This is a genomic window from Pseudoalteromonas luteoviolacea (genome assembly GCF_018100925.1).
Taxonomy (GTDB): domain Bacteria; phylum Pseudomonadota; class Gammaproteobacteria; order Enterobacterales; family Alteromonadaceae; genus Pseudoalteromonas; species Pseudoalteromonas obscura.
In genome coordinates this window covers 253,894-274,538 of the sequence record NZ_JAGJEH010000002.1, presented here as the reverse complement: position 1 = coordinate 274,538, position 20,645 = coordinate 253,894, and the positions used below count along the sequence as shown (strand labels likewise).

Annotated in this window: 15 protein-coding genes; 7 read left to right on the top strand and 8 right to left on the bottom strand. The window is 40.9% G+C overall.

Going from position 1 to position 20,645, the window contains the following annotated elements; all coding sequences use genetic code 11:
• Positions 1-728: 728 nt before the first annotated feature.
• The 3 genes from J8M00_RS04115 to J8M00_RS04105 are packed head-to-tail and all read left to right on the top strand — an operon-like array spanning position 729 to position 8,405.
• Positions 729-3,392, top strand: coding sequence for a hypothetical protein (locus tag J8M00_RS04115; RefSeq protein ID WP_211009076.1), 2,664 nt, complete (start codon positions 729-731; stop codon positions 3,390-3,392).
• Positions 3,393-3,414: 22 nt separating this feature from the next.
• Entirely contained in the window at positions 3,415-7,509 is a 4,095-nt protein-coding gene (locus J8M00_RS04110) for a DUF637 domain-containing protein (protein ID WP_211009075.1), read from the top strand.
• A 5-nt stretch (positions 7,510-7,514) separates the two neighbouring features.
• Complete coding sequence (locus J8M00_RS04105; protein WP_211009074.1) at positions 7,515-8,405, top strand: hypothetical protein; 891 nt, start codon at positions 7,515-7,517, stop codon at positions 8,403-8,405.
• Positions 8,406-8,617: 212 nt separating this feature from the next.
• Here the strand turns inward: J8M00_RS04105 and J8M00_RS04100 are convergent, their stop codons facing one another.
• The 4 genes from J8M00_RS04100 to J8M00_RS04085 form a co-directional block, all read right to left on the bottom strand.
• Complete coding sequence (locus J8M00_RS04100) at positions 8,618-8,980, bottom strand: VOC family protein (protein WP_211009073.1); 363 nt, start codon at positions 8,978-8,980, stop codon at positions 8,618-8,620.
• A 133-nt stretch (positions 8,981-9,113) separates the two neighbouring features.
• The gene (locus J8M00_RS04095; RefSeq protein WP_211009072.1) at positions 9,114-9,992 is read right to left on the bottom strand and encodes a CPBP family intramembrane glutamic endopeptidase; all 879 of its coding nucleotides are present in this window, start codon (positions 9,990-9,992) and stop codon (positions 9,114-9,116) included.
• 138 nt (positions 9,993-10,130) lie between these two features.
• On the bottom strand, positions 10,131-10,289 hold the full coding sequence (locus tag J8M00_RS04090) for a hypothetical protein (RefSeq protein ID WP_211009071.1): 159 nt from the start codon (positions 10,287-10,289) through the stop codon (positions 10,131-10,133).
• A gap of 337 nt (positions 10,290-10,626) precedes the next feature.
• Entirely contained in the window at positions 10,627-11,754 is a 1,128-nt protein-coding gene (locus J8M00_RS04085; RefSeq protein WP_211009070.1) for a DNA alkylation repair protein, read from the bottom strand.
• A 460-nt stretch (positions 11,755-12,214) separates the two neighbouring features.
• Between J8M00_RS04085 and J8M00_RS04080 the strand changes: the two genes are divergently transcribed.
• Positions 12,215-12,535: a hypothetical protein gene (locus J8M00_RS04080; RefSeq protein WP_211009069.1), complete on the top strand. Its 321-nt coding sequence runs from the start codon at positions 12,215-12,217 to the stop codon at positions 12,533-12,535.
• 80 nt (positions 12,536-12,615) lie between these two features.
• Here J8M00_RS04080 and J8M00_RS04075 read toward each other — a convergent pair whose 3' ends face one another.
• Positions 12,616-14,259: a hypothetical protein gene (locus tag J8M00_RS04075; RefSeq protein ID WP_211009068.1), complete on the bottom strand. Its 1,644-nt coding sequence runs from the start codon at positions 14,257-14,259 to the stop codon at positions 12,616-12,618.
• Between the two features lie 228 nt (positions 14,260-14,487).
• On the opposite strand from J8M00_RS04075, the gene J8M00_RS04070 reads away from it, so the two are divergent.
• The gene (locus J8M00_RS04070; RefSeq protein ID WP_211009067.1) at positions 14,488-15,186 is read left to right on the top strand and encodes a response regulator transcription factor; all 699 of its coding nucleotides are present in this window, start codon (positions 14,488-14,490) and stop codon (positions 15,184-15,186) included.
• Positions 15,183-16,448 (top strand): sensor histidine kinase, encoded by a 1,266-nt coding sequence (locus tag J8M00_RS04065; protein ID WP_211009066.1) that lies wholly within the window; start codon positions 15,183-15,185, stop codon positions 16,446-16,448. The genes J8M00_RS04070 and J8M00_RS04065 overlap by 4 nt, the downstream gene beginning before the upstream one ends.
• 136 nt (positions 16,449-16,584) lie before the next feature.
• Here the strand turns inward: J8M00_RS04065 and J8M00_RS04060 are convergent, their stop codons facing one another.
• Complete coding sequence (locus J8M00_RS04060; RefSeq protein ID WP_211009065.1) at positions 16,585-17,010, bottom strand: hypothetical protein; 426 nt, start codon at positions 17,008-17,010, stop codon at positions 16,585-16,587.
• 368 nt (positions 17,011-17,378) lie between these two features.
• On the opposite strand from J8M00_RS04060, the gene J8M00_RS04055 reads away from it, so the two are divergent.
• A complete protein-coding gene (locus J8M00_RS04055; protein WP_211009064.1) occupies positions 17,379-18,503 on the top strand; it encodes an FAD-dependent oxidoreductase in 1,125 nt (374 codons plus the stop codon).
• Between the two features lie 81 nt (positions 18,504-18,584).
• Here the strand turns inward: J8M00_RS04055 and J8M00_RS04050 are convergent, their stop codons facing one another.
• Positions 18,585-19,097 (bottom strand): hypothetical protein, encoded by a 513-nt coding sequence (locus J8M00_RS04050; protein WP_211009063.1) that lies wholly within the window; start codon positions 19,095-19,097, stop codon positions 18,585-18,587.
• 8 nt (positions 19,098-19,105) lie between these two features.
• Positions 19,106-20,566, bottom strand: a complete 1,461-nt coding sequence (locus J8M00_RS04045) for a YHYH protein (RefSeq protein WP_211009062.1) — start codon at positions 20,564-20,566, stop codon at positions 19,106-19,108.
• Positions 20,567-20,645 lie beyond the last annotated feature (79 nt).

Here is a 20,645-nt window from a genome sequence, read left to right as displayed (position 1 = left end):
TGTTCGAAAAGACAAAAGTCACGCCTACACCTCACAGGCTGATTACTCTAGCCGTCACAACTAGCAAAATACAGCGGCATAAGCATTGCGGTTTAACACTAGCGGTGACGACGTCTATTACCAATGCTTACATTGAGACTAACAAGCGTCATTAAACATGCCAAAAGGTATTTAAATGCACGTTAATATACGCCCTAAACGATTTACTTCATCTCTTTCTATGTGCTTGCTAGGCCCTCACTTCTCATGACTCACCCAGTAATAAACTGGCTTATCAACATACCGAACCAATGGGCAGCACCTTTTATTGAGTAACAATTATCTACAACCTAACAAGCACCGCCGTCATTATTCTAATTCATTCCACAAACAAAAACCGCCAACTTATTCTGAATTAAAACTTGAAAATATAATAAACAATTCATCTTATTAAAAGCGACACCCCATACCGAGAACAAGGAAAATTAAATAGACAATTTCAGCGCGAACGTTTTGGAATATATAATTAAACAATTTAAAAACAATCAACCTTTCTCAGTTCAAATCAAGAAAACACACCATTTACAATATTGATTTACGCCTGATTTATGAATGATTTTATAAACCATGAAAAATCAAAAAAAATTAAAATCACCACTTCCAAGTTAACACCAATGTAAATAAAATAACCTTTGGGAAACACCCATTAACCAAAAAACCAAAAATAAACCAATATGTGAAATTACTGTATGAATCGAGTCATATTTATTATATCAGCATGGCTATATGCGAGCATGACGCACGCAAATACCTTGTCTAACTTAGACAGTATGTATGCAATTACCCCTGAGGGTAACTCATCTACTGTTAACTTAGCACTTACTAACATTAATAAGCCTCTAATTATCTATAATGGTGATGCTAAACGAGATATGTTTCACCTCAAGTTCTCTAACAGCATTAATATCAACTCAAAAATAGAAGTTTTAGGGCATCCTGCAAACCTGTTAATTACTTCGGCGAATAAGGTTACCTGTACAAATTGTAACTTCGAAAACGCAAAGCGAATTAGCATTTCTTCAGGTTCATTTTATTCAAATAGAATAGTCGCCAGCCAAAGTGGTCAAATTGACATCAAAACGTTAAATGCAAGAGGCGCTCAATCTCTTGAGCTTTATACCGATAATCTGATTACTTCAAGTAATACTCGTGTCGACATCAATTTAAAAGCTCTGAATCATAAAAATGAATACCTTATTATGGATGAATCAGGAGATATTGAGGTAGGTACAGGTGGTATTTCTCTTTATTTAGGGGGATATAGCGTCAATTACTCTAACGGTAAAATAACAGGCCCTAGCCTTCAAAGGCTGCCATATAACTCAAGAGCTTATAACGCAACGATAAACGGTCAATACAAAAGTGCAGGCTTTTCAGTTGCAACAAATAAGAACCTTACAATTGCAAGTAATACCAATATCAACACAGTAACCGAAGCTCTATCTTCTAGTAACTCTGACAATGGCTTATTTGTCCCAGGTGAAGGTATTGCTATTTCACATATTGGTAAACTCTCTGTGGGTGACCCGTTTAATTTTGAACCACTTGGGCAAGAACTACAAAGCGCTGCCTTAGAAGAAACTCAATCTTGGGGTCATGGTCGTGGTTTTTTCGTAAGTCCAAATATAGTCAACTACGGTAAACTATACTCCGACGAAAACCTTAAGTTGGTTTCTCTATCACGTATCATTAATCAAGGTGTCATATACTCAGGGGCCGCAGAGTTTATCTCTCGTTCTGGAATGAGTAATTCTGGTCAAGTTGAAGCAACTGATATCAAAGTTTCAGGTTATTACTTTACAAACCAGAACAACATCAATGCACGCAACCTAGTCGTAGAAACGCAAAAAGATATTGCCAACGGCTACGGCGGTATCATCAGAGCTAACTCACTTATATTGAAATCTAGAGAAGGTATTGTGGCAAATGGCACTCGTCGTAGTGGGCAGAACTTAGCCACGACACGTTCATTATTGGAGTTAACCAGAGATCACGAGAACCTGTCTCAGGGTATCTACCACAATTCTCAGGTTCAAAAAATCAAAGAGGTTAGCCATTCGAACCTATCCGCTAAAATCTATGCCAACTCAATTCAAGTCGATGCACAAGCCTTTGAGAATATTAATTCATACAATATTCCAAGAGGTGCATCTGATTGGAGTTCAGGCATCAAGGTAAGCTCAGCAAGGTCTAACGATGTTGTGTTCCAAGCCGAGAACAAGCTTGAGATTAAAGCGCCTAAGTACATACTTAACTCGTCTGCAATATTAAGCCTTAGCCAGTCTGGTGTCTTTGATATCAATAGTAATAAAGTATTTAACGAACGCTACAGATTAGACGTCGAAACTGGATACTATTCGGGCGTAAGTTACACCAACGACTCTAAAACTGGCGTGATCTCATCAGAAAAAGGCAGTCGTTCAAAAATAGACCACTATTCGCCTCCTGGTCGAATCATCGTATTCGGTAAATTAAGAGTCAGTGATGGCACGCACAATGCTCGCTCGACACAAGAGTTCAACAATATGTTCTCTTATACAGAAGTATTTTCAAAAGCTTATTTCAATAACTTGCAGCTTTCTTCAATTGGATTACGTCTGTCAAAAGATACATATACAGCCACTTATGCTGACACTAAATATTGTCAAACAACTGGACGCTGCCGCTTCGAAAAAATAGATACTTTTGTAGAGTCTGAAACGCTTCTGTCTTTCCATGGCGGTGTATACGGCGTCAAAGAAGATCTGCCTTCGAGTAGTGATTTAAATGTGACAAATCTAGATGCACTGGGTACCGAAAAGAAAAATGAAGGTATCAAGTATATGAAAACATTTGAATACAACTATGGAATTGGCAACTCTGCAATCGTCTCCTCTCAATCTACCAACGGCGATATTTTAACTTTTGTTGTGACTACCTGCCGCATGGTTATTCTGCCAGGCGATGGTGAAGTTTTACAGCCTGCGTGTAGTAATCAAACCCATACTGTGAACTTAAAAACTTTAGTAGATCAGAAGAATAAAGATAAAGACATCGATGGCACGAATTATACCGCAAGACAAATCGAAGACGCGCTGAACAAGCGTATTCAAGGTTATCTAAATACTCCACCACCAAACACAATTGGCTCTCACTGGCTACCAACCTCTATTGTATTGACTGGTTATGAAATTAGTGCAGACAAGAAAGAGGTTAATTACTCATACCGTAAGTCTGGCTACAGTGCGATTGACGACATAGGAAAGCCTAGCGTTTCAGATTGTGAAAGAAACAACAATACAATCGGCATAAAATGTAAGTTTGAAAGCGAGCATGTGTATACCTCTGTTGTGCTTGCAACCTTAATGAAGTGATAGGCTTGGAATTGCAAATATCATGAAAGAAAAAAACATAGAAAAAGAATCTTGGGAACAAAAGGTTCCCATGTGGCAAAAAGTGACGGCCTGCCTCAACATATTCATGTTGTTAGGCCAACTGATGCTCCCTACAATTGGTTGGGCAATTACCAATGAGCAAGTAGCAGCGGAATTGTCAAACCCACAATACACCCGCTCGTACGCTAGAGATGGCTACTTGTACAAAAAGTCAGATTACGTTGAGGATAAGGTTAATACCTCAACCACACAAAATATTGAAACTTTCTTTAAGCGACTTAAAGATAATTACAAAGTGGCTTTGCAGCCACCCGTTATGATACCGCTCCAAGTCCGAGGACTAACGGTGATTATTCCACATTACCCACTGCAAGAAATGGTCGGTGATAACTTTGTACAATCTCGCTTTATTCGCTCGCAAATATATAACGAACTAAATCGTAATTTGCTGATTGGATACACCAGTGAATCAAACCAAATAAATGATTTATACAATAAGGCATATGAATTCTCAAAAACAGGTGCCGCTAAATTTGGAGATGCCATTTCACAGGCACAAATTGATAAATTTGGCAAAAACTTTATTTGGCCTGAATCAAGAACGATTGGCTCAGTAAACGTGCTAGTACCTGTCGTACACTTAACTTCAAGTACCATCGAAGCGCAAGAAGTCAATGGGCACCAAGTAGAGTTCCACGGCGAGAGCAATGAATTTAAATCAATCAATGTTGATACTGCTAACCTATACACTTACCGTAACGCGTTAATAAGATCTGTTGAAAACATGACTGTCACAGACGGCAGCATAATCGCAGATGGCGACTTAAACCTTTTGGCCGGTGGTACCGTTGCAAATCTGTCTAGTCACTTTTCTGCGTCGAAAAACGTTAAAATTTTCGCCAACAATTACGTACAGAAAACACTTGTTCATCGTTATGAAACCCCCTACTCTCAAGGAACACGCCTAGGAAAAATTGCCAAACTAGAAGGCAACAATATCTATATCAAAACCAGCAATGATATCGTGTTAGAAGGTGCTCAAGTTTCAGGTAATAATATTGCACTCAATGCCGGAAACAACATCATTATTAAGTCGGCTAAAGAGACTTATGCTGGAAGTTATACACGACCGGGTTATTCTGAAAATACGCAAACAGTTGAACACCTCGTATCTCGCTTATCGGCTGTTGACAGTATCAAACTGCTCGCTGGAGGTGTTGTAGAACTCCATGCGGCAAAATTACACGCAGATAAAGGCGTCATTCAAATCCTCGCTAATAACGGGGTTTACATCGCAAATGAGTTTGATGAATACCAACGCGATATGAACCGTAAGTGGGGAAAAACAACAGAGACAGAACAAGAGCTTGAAACCATTGCTATACGCTCCGCATTGGATGCGGGTAAAGGTGTACTTATTGCCTCTGAATATGGCGATATCACGCTTAAAGCAACTGAAATCACCTCAACCGATGGTACTCACATCGATGCTCGCAATGGCAGAGTTAATCTCCTCATGGCGAAGCAACAAGACCATTACTTTTACCACAAAGTAAGGAAAGGTACTTGGAAAATCAAAACAGAGACTATCCAAGACACTGAAGATACAGCCGTATACAATGAAATAGTTGGTGGCGTTAAAATTAACGCAACACATGGCATCAGTATTGAGTTTGGGCAACAAGAAGGCCAATCTGTCTCTAATATTGTCAATGGCTTTGCATCAAGCAAAAGCTTGAGCTGGATGTCTGATCTTTATAACGATCCTGAATATGCATGTCCTCCACAATCATTGACCTCAGCACCGAGAAATATCAACCCTTATGCGTTTGAAGCTATAAAAGCTGATCCAGAATTCAAGCAGTGTAATAGCATGCTAGATGTTGTGTATACCAAGCTTGAAAGGATCAAAAAGCATGAAACGACCAGTACACTAAGCCCAGCAGCAATGGCAGTCATTGCGATAGCAGTTTCTGTTGCAATGGGGCCAGCAGGCGCAGGAATTACAGGCTCTAAAGGCGCAATTGCTACAGCTGTTGGCAAAGGTACTTTCTCGGCTGCGGCTTTGTCAGCAGGTGCAGCAACGCTTACTACCCAAGCAGCTGTCAGCTTGGCAAATGGCGAAGGTATTGATGGCGCAATTAAGTCTATTACTGAAAGTGAAAACTTGCGTTCACTTGCGATTTCAATGGTCACAGCTGGTGTGATGCAGGAGTTAGATGGACTGGATTTCTTCGAGTACGATCCTAACGCCCCTCTTATGAGCACAGACACGTTGATCTCTCTAGGCAATCAATCACTGCAAGTTGTTATCGAGTCTGCAGCGAAAGCAGGTATTGAGACTGCTATTTCAGGCGGCAGTATTGACGATCTATCAGATTCGTTTGTCAATGCTCTCAAAGCAAGTGCTGTCAGTGCGCTGGGAGAAACCTTAACCGCCAATATAGAAAGCACCTCTTTGTCAACTGCTGCGAAATACATTGCGCACGCTGCGACAGGTTGTTTACTCGCTAATGTAAGTAGCCAACACTCTAACCGTTCTCAGCAATGTGCAGCTGGTGCCGCAGGTTCTGTAGCAGCCAAGTTTGTTGCAAGTCAATATGACCCTCAAGTTGACAAACTCACAGCACAAGGGGAAGCGACAGCAGCTTGGGTTGAAAAGCATGTTGGTATAGATGCAACGCAAATGTCTCAGGAAGAGCTATATGCGTATATGAATACAGCACGCCTCACTCCTCAAGAAATTTATCAATGGGGAAGCATGAAGCAAGCAATGAAAGAACTTGGTGCAATTCAAGCACAAAGTGCTGACTTGGCTAGATTAGCCGCTGGTCTTGCAGCTTTCGTCGCAAAAGGTTCAGCTGAAGTCATCAATAGAACGGCAAATCAAGGTACAGCCATCACTCGTTCAGCATTGATCCGAGAGATGTCACCTCAATATCAAAGAGCGACAGCATTACTTGCCGTACTAGAGCATCACAATATTTTACTGCATGCTCGTGCACACCGCTTTACTGTAAAAGAAGCATTGGATGCAGGCGTACATATCCCCGACGCATTTAAAGGTGTTCAGTATCACAACAAACCTCTGACAGGTGCCGACCTAGAGTTACTGCAAGACATCGCCATAATGGATACTTTGCAAAACGGAACACCTGAACAAGTTGCTGAATTAACTAAGCAATATGGTGCATCTGTGGTGGCCAAATACAAATCTACCCAAGGGGAAATTATCCATTACGATTGGGGGGCACTGGCCAAGCTTTCACGAGACACTGATCCGTACACCGCCTTTAAACAAGCTAACGCAGATATTTCAGATAAACAATATGACACAGTACAAGGTATTACCGAGTTACGGACTCTATTTGATAGAAAGGAAGAGAACTATTTAGACTATGTTCCACTGATTGCTAGCTTGAGAAATTACTCGAGTGCGCCTCTTAGATTGGTGTTTGGTGGGGCTAAATATATTGGTCATTTACTGAAGAAAAATACAGTAGATCAATATAAGAAAATTGCAGCTGCAAGAGAAAAAACCAATTTTGCGAAAACATTACAAGCAAAAGCAAAAGACTTGTTAAAGAACGGCGATGGTAAAACACCACTGCCTCATAACCGTAAGGCTATTTCTCAAGCATTTGCACCAGGCACCAAACTACCTAAATCACCTGAATTCTTTAACTTTACCGGGAAGCCAAGTGAAGTTGGCAAAATGGTAAAAAAAGCAGAAACACATGTTGAGTGGAAAGAAGTCAATAAAAGTATACTTGTCAAAAACCCTGAGAAATACGTGGAGTACATAGAAAAAGAGTTCTACAAAGGGACGGAGCCTCTGCACCCCATTATCAAGCAACGAATATTAGATTACCTAAAAACCGAGCTGAAAAAAGGCAATGGCATTGCTACGCAGGCAGGTGCACCTGGGCTACACGCTGAAGTGCGGGCGGCAAATTGGTACTTGAACAATACATCCGCAACAATTGATGATATTACCCTTGCAACATACAAACTCTATGACAAAACGGGTAACCCGTTCCCTGCTTGTCAGAACTGTTCTGGTATACTGAAAGGGTTCAATATAATTACGGATTAAACACTATGATTAATAAAGGACATTTGCTCGTTATACATAATGCTTTGGTTGAGCAAAATGGTCTTTTACACTTTGATGGCACGCCGTTTAGCGGCGTTGCCATCTTTACCGAACAAGGTAAAGTTGTGAAAAGACACTTTGTTGAAAAAGGTGTTATTGGCGATGTTTATCTAAGCCCTTTTTATAAATCGGCAATAATCAACCAGCACCTCATAACCGATGAATTAGTAGCAGAGCATATTGAGCCATTAATGGTCGAAGAAGACGTTTTTACGGGCACTCTATATTCTCCACATAACAATGGCTGGGTCGAGTCAGAAAACGTCTATCGAGAAGGTATTTTAAGAGAAGGTATTTCATACCACATGAATACACCTCTTTATCATGAAGTGGCCATTGATACAGATAACACCTCTCAAACCTATGAGTTTTGTGAAAATGGCCATACTGTTTATTGGGATGTGGCACCTTTTGATCACGAATTGGAACAAGAAACTGGAAGAATAACCTGTCAAAGTGATGATAATAAAAACCTAACCGTGACATTGAGCCGGTCTTTTTTAGATATCGTCACGTACCAAGAACAGATTGTATTTCCCTCTGTTCAATACCTGAGTTTAGACAACGGCATCAAGTTCTTTGATATTAACATTGATACTTTGTATTTGACTCAAATACCTGATCAATGCATTGAGTTTGTGCATGAACTGCTCACAAATCAACATATTAAATATGTGCATATTGACGGGTTTTGTGATGCTTGGCTAGAAACACTTAAGGTGGCCTATGCCAGAGGATTAAAAAAGCTAGATGTCAGATTCGATTGTAAAATGGATAGCTCTACATTACTTGCGTTTCGTGATGCATACCTCCCAGACTTGGAAGTTATTCAGTAGCTGATTGGCCAATAAGTAATTTGGTTTCTATCATACACTGATTAACAAGCAAATAGGCTATACCAGAGCCTTATCGCCGGTATAGCCTATTTATTTTTACAATGTCAAAGCTCATTCTTTAAATAGCGAATAGAGACATCTACTGCTAATTTATATTGAGCTGACGTGCACAGGCTTATTTTTCGTTATAAACACCTTCACTGTCTACCGACCTAATCTCCAAAAACCAATTTGTTGTTATCTAAATCTCTTACGTAAGCTGAAAACTTAGGGCCGCGCTGTCTTGGCTCACCTTCACAAGTACCACCTAGCGCCAATGCTTTATTATAAAGCCGTGTCACCTCTGTAGCGGAGTCGACATTAAAACCCAACATAGTGCCATTGCCATTTGTTGCAACTTCGCCATTAAAAGGTGTGGCAACTGCAAACGCCGAATCAGGCTCATCACCTTGCCAAAAGGTCATTCTGTGATTTGCCATTGTTTGTTTAAAAGGTGTCTGTTCAAATAGCGCATTATAAAAATTAACTGCCGCTGACATGTTATTGGTACCGACTACAAAGTAGTTCATTTTCATCCCTACATTCCTTTTAAGTTATAATCAATTGGACTGGCATGATAGAGCAGCGCACTGACACCCTATGTCAGGAGTCTTGAAGTTGCGGTAAGTTGAAAATTTTGTAACTTGAGTACGCCTAACCCACAGTCTCTCATGCTAAAAACGGGTATGTAAATAAGCAGAAGTGCAGCAGATTAAATACAAAGTGGATATATATGGGCACTAATATGTTATTGGTCTTTTGGTAACCATACGCACAGCCAATGCCCAGTATCGTTGCAATTAAAGTATAGGCAAGGCCACCAGGAAAATGCACAAGGCCAAACAACACACCTGAGCAAAAGACAGTTAGCTTGTCACCAAGGTGATGATGTTTGAATGTGTTTTGCATCTGCGTTTGTATAAATCCTCGAAAAAAGGCTTCCTCTGCGTAGCATGTTACCAACAGATTTGTGATTATCCAGCCCACTAAAATTGGGCTTAATTTAGGTTCCCACTCTACCAATCCAGACAACACGCCACCAGCTAACCCAGAGACGACTGCCAAAGAGCTCAAAACAAAAACTTTACCACTGTTTTTGCCCATTGACGTTCTACCGCGAGGTACCACCAACGCCAATAAAGCGATAGCAACCATCAGCTTGTCAAAGTTTAGATGCTTCGAAAATGGCACAGCATTGTTACTGACCATGTACGACTCGATCACTAGCGGGTTGCTGAATCCTGGAAATGCATGAATAAAAAACAGGATTGAAAAAACAAAAATACCCACCCCTAGCAACCATTTAATCAATTTGCGCTTAAAATGATTAAACCCATAGCTCATTAGAAATAAGCTTGTGATACCAAGGGCTGCAATCATATTAATGATTTCGAAGTAATAGCCCAGTATGACTGACACAATAGCTAAACCAATTGCGGTACGGTGCATCAAAAAAGTGAGGGCTACAAGGGATAACAATGCAGGAAAGAAGGAAATAGCAGTGCTTAGGGTAAGGGTTAGCCCAAAAAGCTCAAATGGTGAATTCATCTCAAACGCTACTTAACTTATGCTATTCACACAAGCACATAAAAATGGTTAGTTGAGAGATATTGTACGTTAAATAATCCTATGAATTGTATAAATTTTTAATATGATTCTAGCCCAGCTAAACTGGGCTAGATCTCATTAGCAAATAATTTTGGTCGGACAAAACACTGGTGCGGTATGGCATGCACCAAAGTCTTTGCTGTAAGCCGAAGCGCCACCACCAATTTGGCGTGTTTGCATGTCGTTCAAATTTTTATTGTTGCTTAATTTTTTTAAACTTACTTTGTTGAGCTTCATAATAATTCCTGTTGTTAATTTTCAACTATTATCAATTAAACAAGCACGGCATATTGCTGCACTTGCTTACAAGACTGTGTTCAAAAAACATACACAATGCAAGTTAAAAAAGTACCCATCATATAGGAGGCACTTTAGATGTTTGTTTTATAAGTTATTTATTATATTGAAAATTTATCATACTGCAGAAAAATGACAGCGCAGGACAATACTCTAGCTTTTGTTCTCATAATTGCAAGCAACTCGCATGGGAAGAAATAGCATTAGAGATGAGTAAATACTCAGGACTATGATCTCTCCACCATTGTCGGGGTTTTTTCCGTCACAGCTCCACAGCTTACATCACCAAATCAAACTGAGTATTTGCGACAACTTTACCATTAATTTGCAGTTCAACCTTGTGTATACCTGGGTAGTAGGTACGAGTTGTAATAGCCTTAACAGCATGCTTCTTTTTAAGTTGTATCGATTTACCTGGGTGAAGCTGGATTGATTTCCATTTGAATACCTTAGGAGATGTCGTGCCATTGGCTTTTTGATGATGCACAATATAATCTACTATCAAAGATTGCGCCGCCCTACTATCACTTACAATCTGAGCTGTAAGTTCGATATGATCGCCAAAATTAAGTACTGGTGACGAGGTATTCAGCGTTACTGAACGCAGATTCACATCGCCATATCCAAGCACATTTAGCGTCTTAATATGACCTTTTTTAATTAAGGTTCGACAGGCATGTTTAACCAATGCCGTTCGATCCGCGCTGGCATTACAAAGCCACGCAGCGGCAATGTCAGACACTCTCTCCTGATGATCTTTTGCAATATCATTCAGATTGTTTGCCACAGATCGCCTAACATATTCACTGGGATCGTCTTTCAATATTTCCAGTAACTCAATCACTGGTTCTGGGTCGACAATATATTGTTTTAATTGCAAGCCCCAAGGTAACCTAGGCCTGCACCCTTCACTTGCCAGCCGCCGTACATTTACATCAGAATCTACAGCCCAGGTTTTCATCACTTCTAACGTGCGATCAGGCTCAGTGATTAAAAAATGTCGTATGGCAAATTCTGAAGTATTTCGCTTAGTCAGCTCTTTGAGTAGGTGCATCGAAAGTTCAAAATGGTTTTTGCCTTTTGCGGCTACATAATCACTCATGGGAATGATTGCCCAACCTGAAATCCCATTCTCATTGCATGCTGCCAGACTCCACTCACCTGCGATTTGATCCCCTAAAGATCGTTCAATGATCTTTGCAGCGGCTTCAAACTCCTCAGGCAGATACATCTGCATCGCCTCACAAATTCTCTGACTGCGCTGCTTGAATTCTAGTTTGTCTAAATCTCTTTCAATCTCTGAAATGAAGTCTTCAGACTTAAAATCAGGGAATGCTCGGCGAAAGTGGAGCGCCATAAGACGAATAAGCTCTATATCAAATACATTTTTAAATGGTTCTGGCATCTCGGTTTAATACTCAGCTGTGAAAATCGGCTCATTTATTGGCTAAACATAACATGTTATCCAATCTCAAAAAAACACCTATTCGACGCACTCTCAAATATGAAATATATAAAAGAAAAAAACCAACAAATAAATAATAAATAAATACAATTGGTCTATCAAAAGCGTTAACCCATTATCAGTTATTCCTTTTTAGGCATGACGATTTTCCTGTCATTAATATCTCGCTATTAATCGAGATGTATAATGGAGTTGAATTTCCTTTTCGTTTTTTCGTCACACTACGTTTTGCAATTACATATACGCAGCTTGCACCTAGGAGCGAAAAAGCCATCGCTTCAAATTTTTAGCTGAACTGCTCAAGATCAAAACCGGGTTACAATTCGCTAAAATACCTTGAATCTTAAACCACTCACAATGTAAAATAAATGTAACATTAATATTTGGAAGGGATATTCGCATGGGTAAATCCAAGCAAGACAGTACAGCACACTACACAGCAGAACAACCTTCACAGCTGTATACCGATCAAAATAAAAAACGGTTACCCGATAGACCTATTACCAGCGGTAAATTTTTTGAGGCTCTGAGAGATATTTATGTTCGTTACTGTGGCACGGCTGCTGAACTTGACGCTTCTGGGAGCAAAATAGTCGCTTTCAGTGTAGATTATGAAACACGAAAAACAGATGGTTTATGGAGTACACACCCTTGCTACAGAGTGCACTTTTCTAATCACGATATTCGACCTTTTTCGATACCAAGTACAGTACCGTCATAAGCCACTCTTGTGTACTCTATTTTTTACTTCTTATGAAAATGATACCAGCCACTTAGTAGCTGGTATCATCTCTTAATTGCTTATTCCTCTTCGACTTTAAACGCAGTGATTGGTGGTACTGGATCGCCGTTTTCATGGTCACCTACAATATAAACGTGCCCATCACGAATTGCGATGTCACTGGGCTCCATAACATCTTCTTCATTAAGATCAATTACCGCAACTATTTCGCCTTCAAGGTTTAACTTCAAAACCTTGGTAAATTGCTCAGAGACAACATAAACAAATCCGTTACTGAAGTGTACCCCTTGTGCATCAAACTGGTAAATGCTGCCCTGTGTGTCGCCCGAATAGGTGATCGGGTGCTTGGCTTTTACGTTAAACTCGCCATCTAAAACAATCAATATATCAGCTTGCTCTTCGCCGTTCTGATCTGGCACTACGTAAAAGTCACCGGACGTCGCGTCATGTCCCAAACCCGAGTAACTATAGAGCGCACCTTTTTCGTCTGTCACCTCAATCTGAAACTCTTGGTGCAAAACATAGTGCTCCCCGACTCGATTAAATTGACCAACTAAGCCGCCATCAGCTAATGCAAAAAATACGTTATCATCCCCAACTATTGCCTCTGTACAACCTTGATTGCAATTCACACTGTCAAAATCGATCTCATGTCGCTCTAGCAACTTAAAATCACTATCTAGGTGGAAAACTTCAGCTTGATCTGTGATCAAAGTCCACGACTGATCTTGGTTTGGCCAAATCCCGGAAGGCTGAGCAATCGCTTCATCTAACTCATATCTCTGCACAACTTCTAGCGTAGCGGTATCCTCGATGGGACCATCTCCAATTAATTCAGATTTATCCGCTACAAGATAAATATTATTTTCCACATCTGGTGTACTTAAGACAACACGACCATCTGGCGCAAGCGCTATGTCATTAAATTCTTTCCCTTCAAAACCAGCCAGATGCCATGAAGCAATATGTTCAACTTCAGCCCCTTGTGCCTGATAAGCCATTACCATATAGTCACCGTGGTCATGGGCGAGCACAATCAGCTGATCGTCAGCCAAAGTCAGTCCAGCAATTGTGAACTCGCCAAGTAACGTAAATTTGGTCGCTACATCAGTCGATGCGTTAAAGTAAGTGAGTGCATGTTGAGATTGGTCATACATCCAAACGTAGTTTGGGTTTGATTCATCGATGGCAACTTCGGTGAACTCATCACTGTCTATCAACAACCAGTGGTGGCTGATATTGTCCGCTAAATTTAGCCGGTGAAGTGTACTGCTGCCTGTTACAAACCACACAAAATCATCGTGTCTCTCAAGATCTGTGGCAGCATTAGCAATGCTGCTATTCAAAGGACTTGCGTAGTAAAACAATTCAGAAGCGTCAACATCTATATAGCCATACTCTTTGCCTGCTTGATGTACATTAATCTTAGGCCAATTTACATCAATACTGGATATCGCATCGATGTGTTGTTGGTCATCTGGATAAGTCACATATTGCGCGATTGGAAAGTCTTCAACCATGACATCGTCCTGCTCGGGCACTTCAAGCTTGAGTTCTCGAAGTTGGGGCTGAACTATCGGCGACACTATATCTGTGTTCTTTGGAATCGTCCCCTTTAGCTTTTGTTGAAGATCATTGTCGCTACCACACGCGCTAAGCATTAGTGCAATCGATATTGCAGTGATTGATTTAGAAAATTTCATTACATTGGCTCCTTGTTAAAATTGCCACCAATGTAAAGGGATGAATGTCAATAAAGTGTCGATAGAGCAAACATATTTTTTATTTAAAAAAAACAGCACTTAAATGCGCGAGAAGGGTCAAATAATGCTTTCGGGATCTGACGACACTTTATTGACATTTTAGTGCGTATACTAAGCGGCATAAGGAAGCACAGCGACCGTAGCCTGTAAAAATACTGCTGAGGATATATGACCAAATTGAGAGTACTCATTGCCGAAGACCATTTAGATATCGCCGAGAATATTGGTGATTTTCTCGAGTTAAGCGGCCACCACGTAGACTATGCATATGACGGGAAAATGGCTGTATCGCTTATGGAGTCAGAGGTATTTGATGTACTCATCATGGATGTTATGATGCCAAAACTCGATGGGTTACAAGCCACTCAGCGTATTCGTACTCTACCCTGTGGCGATATTCCTATTTTGATGCTGACCGCTAAAGATACCCTAGACGACAAGCTGCTTGGCTTCAACTCAGGTGCTGACGACTACATAGTTAAACCCTTTGACATGCCTGAGTTATATGCGCGAATTCAGGCACAGGTCCGAAAGAATCAAAAACAGTATCAGCACCATATCGTCGTAAATGGCATCGCGCTCAATGAAAAGACGCAATCCGCCAATATCGACAATGTCCCGCTTAATTTAAACCCAAGCACTTTTAAGATTATGTGGTTGCTCACCAAAGCACATCCTGAGTTAGTCGCCAAAAGTGAGATCGAGTTTGCATTATGGGGCGACCTACAACCACAGCGGGATATTCTCCGCAGTCACATCTACAACTTACGAAAATCTCTAAGTAAATGTAGTAATGAAGTATCTATCATAGGTAAACATGGTCAAGGGTATCGGCTTGAGCGAGCGTCAAATAAGGAACAAGCATGACACATTTTAGTCTCAGTCAACGGATCAAGCTGGCATATTCAGTGAGCTTTGTATTGCTGTCATTGGTGAGTGTATTACTCGTGTTTGCAGCATCAAAAAAAATTGAAGATCATATTTTTGAAAAACAATTACAAATAACAATCTCTCATTATTTAGCAGCAAAGGCGCAAGGAACTGTGCCCTATTTACCGCCTCATATTAGTGTCTACCCGTCCATTTCAGATCTTCCCAATAATTTTAGCCAATACATAAATAATTGGACAGCAGGTGTCCACGAATTGAATCACCCCAATGAATTGGACTATCACTACGCGATTGTTAATCACTCCCCTCAACAGTTTTTGGTTTTTTTATCTGATGTCAATGAGGTTGAACTGTCAGAAGAAACCGAGCAAATGATGATGCAGCTCATCCTTGTTGGCTTTTTAATTTTATTGCTGGTGTTTTTATTCTTTTTCCATGTCATTTTAAAACGGGCATTGGCGCCTATGTACTTGCTTATCGATCAAATTAATGCCCGTCAATCCAACCCGCAGCAACCCATTTCTTATCATTATCCCCAAGACAATGAACTCGGATTATTGGTAAAAACGCTCGTTGAGTACAGCCAACGCATTGAAAATTTTATTCGTCGTGAGCGCGAATTTACCGGCTTTGCTAGCCACGAGTTACGAACTCCGGTGACAGTCATTAAGGGGGCTTTATCTTTGCTACAGATGCAAGAAGTCACTGACAGCAAGTGGCAAAAGCCCCTAAAGCGAATTGAACGCGCTACAGCAAGTATGAGCGATATCATTGAAATGCTGCTCAGTTTGTCTCGTGAGCAACGAAGTATTGCGTGCGAGCCTGTTTGTTTGTCTGACGTGCTGTCGGTGGTTATTACCAACTTTTCGGAGCGTGCAGCAAGTCAGGATCAAGTGATTTCTCAACACGGTGATTTCACCGTACTGCCAATGATAGACAAGATACCCGCCGAAATTGTCATGACAAACTTGCTGCGAAACGCAATACAGCATGGTTGTCACGGTCAAATAATCATTGAGGCCAATGAAAGTAGTCTAAGCATAAGAAACCCAGTTGGCGTTCAACAAGATAGCGGGCAATCCGCTGGCTTTGGGCTAGGGAGCATCATCATTCAACGTATATGTGAGCAGCATGAATGGCACTATCAAATTGATAAACACGCAAAGTGGTATCAGTCTGTGATTGAATTCCAGCCACTTCAAGCAAACTCAACGGAGCCTAAGAACCCCGATTATTAAATGCGCAGCAAGAATACGCATTTAGAGATGAGTTTACATTCAATAAAATACAGCTTAAACACGCTGTGAATAATAAGTTTTCAAAAAACCGAACTCTGATGATGGCATTTCGCTCACAGACTTATTGCTTGTAAAGTTAGTCAATACAGCGGCCTAGATTAGATACTAATATTTGCCCTCCTGGCAGCCAGCTATGCATAATGGCTAGCACATCGCCATTTTTGGTTTGAATTTTATATATACCCGACAACGCGTACTCTTCGAACTCAAGTTCATCTAGTTCATACTCTGTTATTGCAGTGTTTTTATGATAATAAACTTTATTATTTTTGATGACGAAATGGACGCCATAGTATTTTAAACACCTTATATTCATAAACACAGTAAATACTAAGTAAGAATAAAAAACCGCTTTTGCAACAATTAGTAAGGTCAATTCAAAGCCTGTATAGAGCCCAATATATGTAAAGCTTGCGATTACAATCGAAAATACACACATGACAGCGAGATGTAGCGCTTTAAACCACCTTGGTGTATCAATTTTTATTTCTTCGTTTAACATACCTCACCCACTTTAATGCCAACGTTCACTGTAACGATTGAGTTGTACCAATCACCACTACACACCTATGAAGCTAACAAAATAGGAGCTTAAAGCGCAATAACCTGAAAATACGTAAACAACAAAATCATCAAGTGCTTCCGTATATACTTAATAAATTCAGAGCAATACCACATATTATTGCCAGAGTTTTACCGTAAACGAATGTAAAAATTAGCATATTTACTTTAACTATTATGAGCCATTTGATGATTACTGGCGCAAACATAAGGCATGGTCGAAAGAGCTGTACGTCGTATTACGCTTTACTTTTTTATCTTTTTAGGTACAACGTTATGGTATAACAATGCAAAAGGAGGTGTTCTGCAATGAATAGACGAGAACTTTTAATTAGTGCAGGGTATGGAATTGGCGCGCTTAGCCTAGCTTCTTGTTCGACAGTCCCCAGTGCGATCCAGTCAAAACCTAGCCGCTATAGTCACTACCAGCCCATTAAGGCTTCGATGCGTAGAGTGACTCACTCTGTTGTTGGCCTGCGTCCATTTAGACCAGAAGGTTATCGATTAGAGGCTGAACAACTTGGGAATAAAACTGTCGTACACAACTATGGCCATGGCGGCGGTGGGATCAGTTTATCTTGGGGTACCTCCATCGTGGCGGCCCAACTTGCCAGCAAGCCCCTTTCCAGAGACATTGCCGTGCTCGGTTCTGGGGTTATGGGGATCACAACAGCATTGCTGCTCGCACAAGAAGGTTTTAGTGTCACTATTTACGCTGAGGACTTTCCACCTCATACCACCTCAGATATTGCAGCAGCTGTTTGGCTTCCAAGTAGTTACTTCGATAGAGAGATAGTTTCTGATAAATTTTTAGCACAAGACACACACATTATCCGCGGAGCATTTTCGCGTTTTCTTACCTATGTCAATCGACCTAAGTACGGTGTCTATTGGCACAATTACCATTTACTCTTGCCTGAAGTCCGGCACTTTAAAAGGCCGCTACCCGGGGGCAACGATTTATATCCAGAGCTTGCTGCAAGTACAGAAGATAACTTGTTTGGTTATCCATTTCAAAGCTATATGAAAGCGCTGCTGATAGATCCAATGCTATACCTGCCAGCGCTATTGCAAGACGCACTGCTTGCAGGGGCCCAGTTAAAGCAGACAACATTCAATAACCGAGATGAAGTCTTGGCGCTCAAAGAAAAAGTGATTGTTAATTGCACTGGATTGGGGGCAAGCAAACTATTCGATGATACCAGCATGTATCCTATACAAGGCCAAATGACGCACCTATTGCCACAGCCCGAAATAAACTACTCCTATGTTGTCCCCACCTCTGAAGGTTACCTTTATATGTTCCCACGCAAGGGGGCGATTGTGCTAGGTGGTACAGCGGTCAAACATGCCTATGGCACAACACCAGATGAACAACTCACTAAAGATTTAGTCGCTGGTCACGCAAATTTAGCAAGTAAACTGCGTTTGTAGGCGAGGCCAAAACATCATTAAATTTTATTTAGTCTAAATTCGGGTCTTGATCACAATAGCACAAGGCCCGCAAACAAATCCCTACTTCAATGTAAAGGCGGCTCGTTGCCCAGCATCAATTAGCTGCTGTTTTGGTTGCACCAAACTCACATAAACACGTCCAAGTGATTTCGGTAGTGACAATGAAACCGACTCTAATTTTTTCCGCTGAGACAAACAACTAAGCCTAAAATAGCCACGACTATGGTGGGCCTTATGAAGCACATCAAGTTTGGAGGGAAATTGAATTAGCTTACAACTAAGCTGAGTGTTGTTGACCATCACTTTGCTACTTGAAAGTACCATGTCTTTGAGCAAGGTGACTTTTTCATTTTCTGAGTGTGTGTTTTTAAGCACCAGCTCTGTGTCTCCAAGTAACCATGACTCATTACTGTGTAGCTGCTCAAGCCAATGACTGAAGTCCGTATTGACCAACACATCTATTTGTCCACTTCGTACCGTAATTGTCGCGGTGGTTTCCTTTAGAGCATGACCATGTGCATAGGCGCAAATGAATAACACCAACACAGCGCCCAAAGAGGCTTGTAAACTCAAAAAACCTCTCATCGGCAATATGTCCCTGTTTGAATCTCACCCTGGTTAGAAATTGCTTTCATTTCAAAATCATAACAGTTAACTTTGTCTTGACTTGGCGTGTAGCTTACATAGTAGTTTTCGCCTTGATAATCGTAACTCATGGTTCTTTTTCCGTTACTATCAATGGTGTGTTTTAAGTTTTGCACATCTCCCGCAGGTGGACGAAGGTCTGCACGGTCTAGCCCGCCAGTCAAAGGAGCAACCCGAGGTAATATACTGGTGTCAACTTCGCCAACCAAACATTGAAATACATAAGGTGGTTCGCTAGAAAGATGATATCGATAACCAAAAGTATCATCAGCCATACCATTACAAAGCTCTAGATCTCCAGACTCAATCTTACTGCCGTCAGGTTGGTTATATCCATATAGTGGATAGCCATCGTATCCCCAGCCGATGATTGTATCGTCATTGAGTGTCTCCATAGCTGCCATCATACAAGTTGGCGCGGTATGATAGTGATAGTCATCTCCTCTGCCTGCATGACCGCCACAGTTGTCTAGTTGACCTAGAGCAACCGTATCTACACCAGGGTTGTAGTTTACTAAGTCCAGCTCACCTGCCGCAGAGTAGTCATAAATTGGCACGCCATTTATCGCCACACCGAGTGCAGCATCGATTGTTGTCGGATTTGTAGCAGGGTGCGGCGAGAGTTTAATTGGCGCAGAATAATCGACTGCTGGGACAGGAATTTGCTCGTTAGTTGACTTAATACCATTCATTAAATCATGACTAGGATAGGTATCTGACTTGATATAGGCGTAGTTATCATCACAACTTACAACAACATCGCTTTCTGGAGACAAAGAGACTGAGTGGGAAACTAATTCACAACGCGTCAATTCTGACTGTACATCCACAACAACCGAATAGTTTAAATTAAACTGTGCGCTGAGTTCACCATCAGAGTAACTTACCTGCTGTTGATAAGAACCCTCTTGTTGATTCGATATATCAATCTCTGATGGTGTGAATGCAATAGCATCTCCATTGCTGTCGATACATGACACATAGCGAGCAACATCTAAACGCCCAGCAGCGGGAGATACGTCAGCTTTAATATTTTGACTACATACCGGGGCCTGATTCGTGATTTGATACAATAAAGAAATTTCAGTTTGCCCACCTCGACCATCAGACACCGTCACATTTAACGTATGCTCTCCAGTCACTGCACCATCACTTTGAACTGTGTTAGGTGCAAATGAAAGCGAATCCCCATCCGCATCAGAACAACTCAATGACGTATTAATTTGAACCGCGCCACTGCCTCTAGGAGTCTCTAGCTTGTTAGATGTGCACTGTGGTGCGCTATTTTCAGCGTTATTGACACTGTTTGTCGGTTCAGAGTTACTTCCTCCTCCACAACCAAACAGTGATAAAACTAACAGAGAAATACAACTTAATTGCACCACCGATTTTGCCATCTTGCACCCTTCTTATTGAAATTTCACACATGAAAATTAGAATATTATATTCAAACTACATGAAATTGAATGACAACTC

Bases quoted from the DNA above. Each gene is read 5' to 3' on its own strand.
- J8M00_RS04075 (WP_211009068.1), bottom strand. From the start codon at position 14,259: ATGAAATTTTCTAAATCAATCACTGCAATATCGATTGCACTAATGCTT.
- J8M00_RS04065 (WP_211009066.1), top strand. From the start codon at position 15,183: ATGACACATTTTAGTCTCAGTCAACGGATCAAGCTGGCATATTCAGTG.
- J8M00_RS04100 (WP_211009073.1), bottom strand. From the start codon at position 8,980: ATGAAAATGAACTACTTTGTAGTCGGTACCAATAACATGTCAGCGGCA.
- J8M00_RS04095 (WP_211009072.1), bottom strand. From the start codon at position 9,992: ATGAATTCACCATTTGAGCTTTTTGGGCTAACCCTTACCCTAAGCACT.
- J8M00_RS04110 (WP_211009075.1), top strand. From the start codon at position 3,415: ATGAAAGAAAAAAACATAGAAAAAGAATCTTGGGAACAAAAGGTTCCC.
- J8M00_RS04115 (WP_211009076.1), top strand. From the start codon at position 729: ATGAATCGAGTCATATTTATTATATCAGCATGGCTATATGCGAGCATG.
- J8M00_RS04080 (WP_211009069.1), top strand. From the start codon at position 12,215: ATGGGTAAATCCAAGCAAGACAGTACAGCACACTACACAGCAGAACAA.
- J8M00_RS04105 (WP_211009074.1), top strand. From the start codon at position 7,515: ATGATTAATAAAGGACATTTGCTCGTTATACATAATGCTTTGGTTGAG.
- J8M00_RS04060 (WP_211009065.1), bottom strand. From the start codon at position 17,010: ATGTTAAACGAAGAAATAAAAATTGATACACCAAGGTGGTTTAAAGCG.
- J8M00_RS04055 (WP_211009064.1), top strand. From the start codon at position 17,379: ATGAATAGACGAGAACTTTTAATTAGTGCAGGGTATGGAATTGGCGCG.
- J8M00_RS04045 (WP_211009062.1), bottom strand. From the start codon at position 20,566: ATGGCAAAATCGGTGGTGCAATTAAGTTGTATTTCTCTGTTAGTTTTA.
- J8M00_RS04070 (WP_211009067.1), top strand. From the start codon at position 14,488: ATGACCAAATTGAGAGTACTCATTGCCGAAGACCATTTAGATATCGCC.
- J8M00_RS04085 (WP_211009070.1), bottom strand. From the start codon at position 11,754: ATGCCAGAACCATTTAAAAATGTATTTGATATAGAGCTTATTCGTCTT.
- J8M00_RS04090 (WP_211009071.1), bottom strand. From the start codon at position 10,289: ATGAAGCTCAACAAAGTAAGTTTAAAAAAATTAAGCAACAATAAAAAT.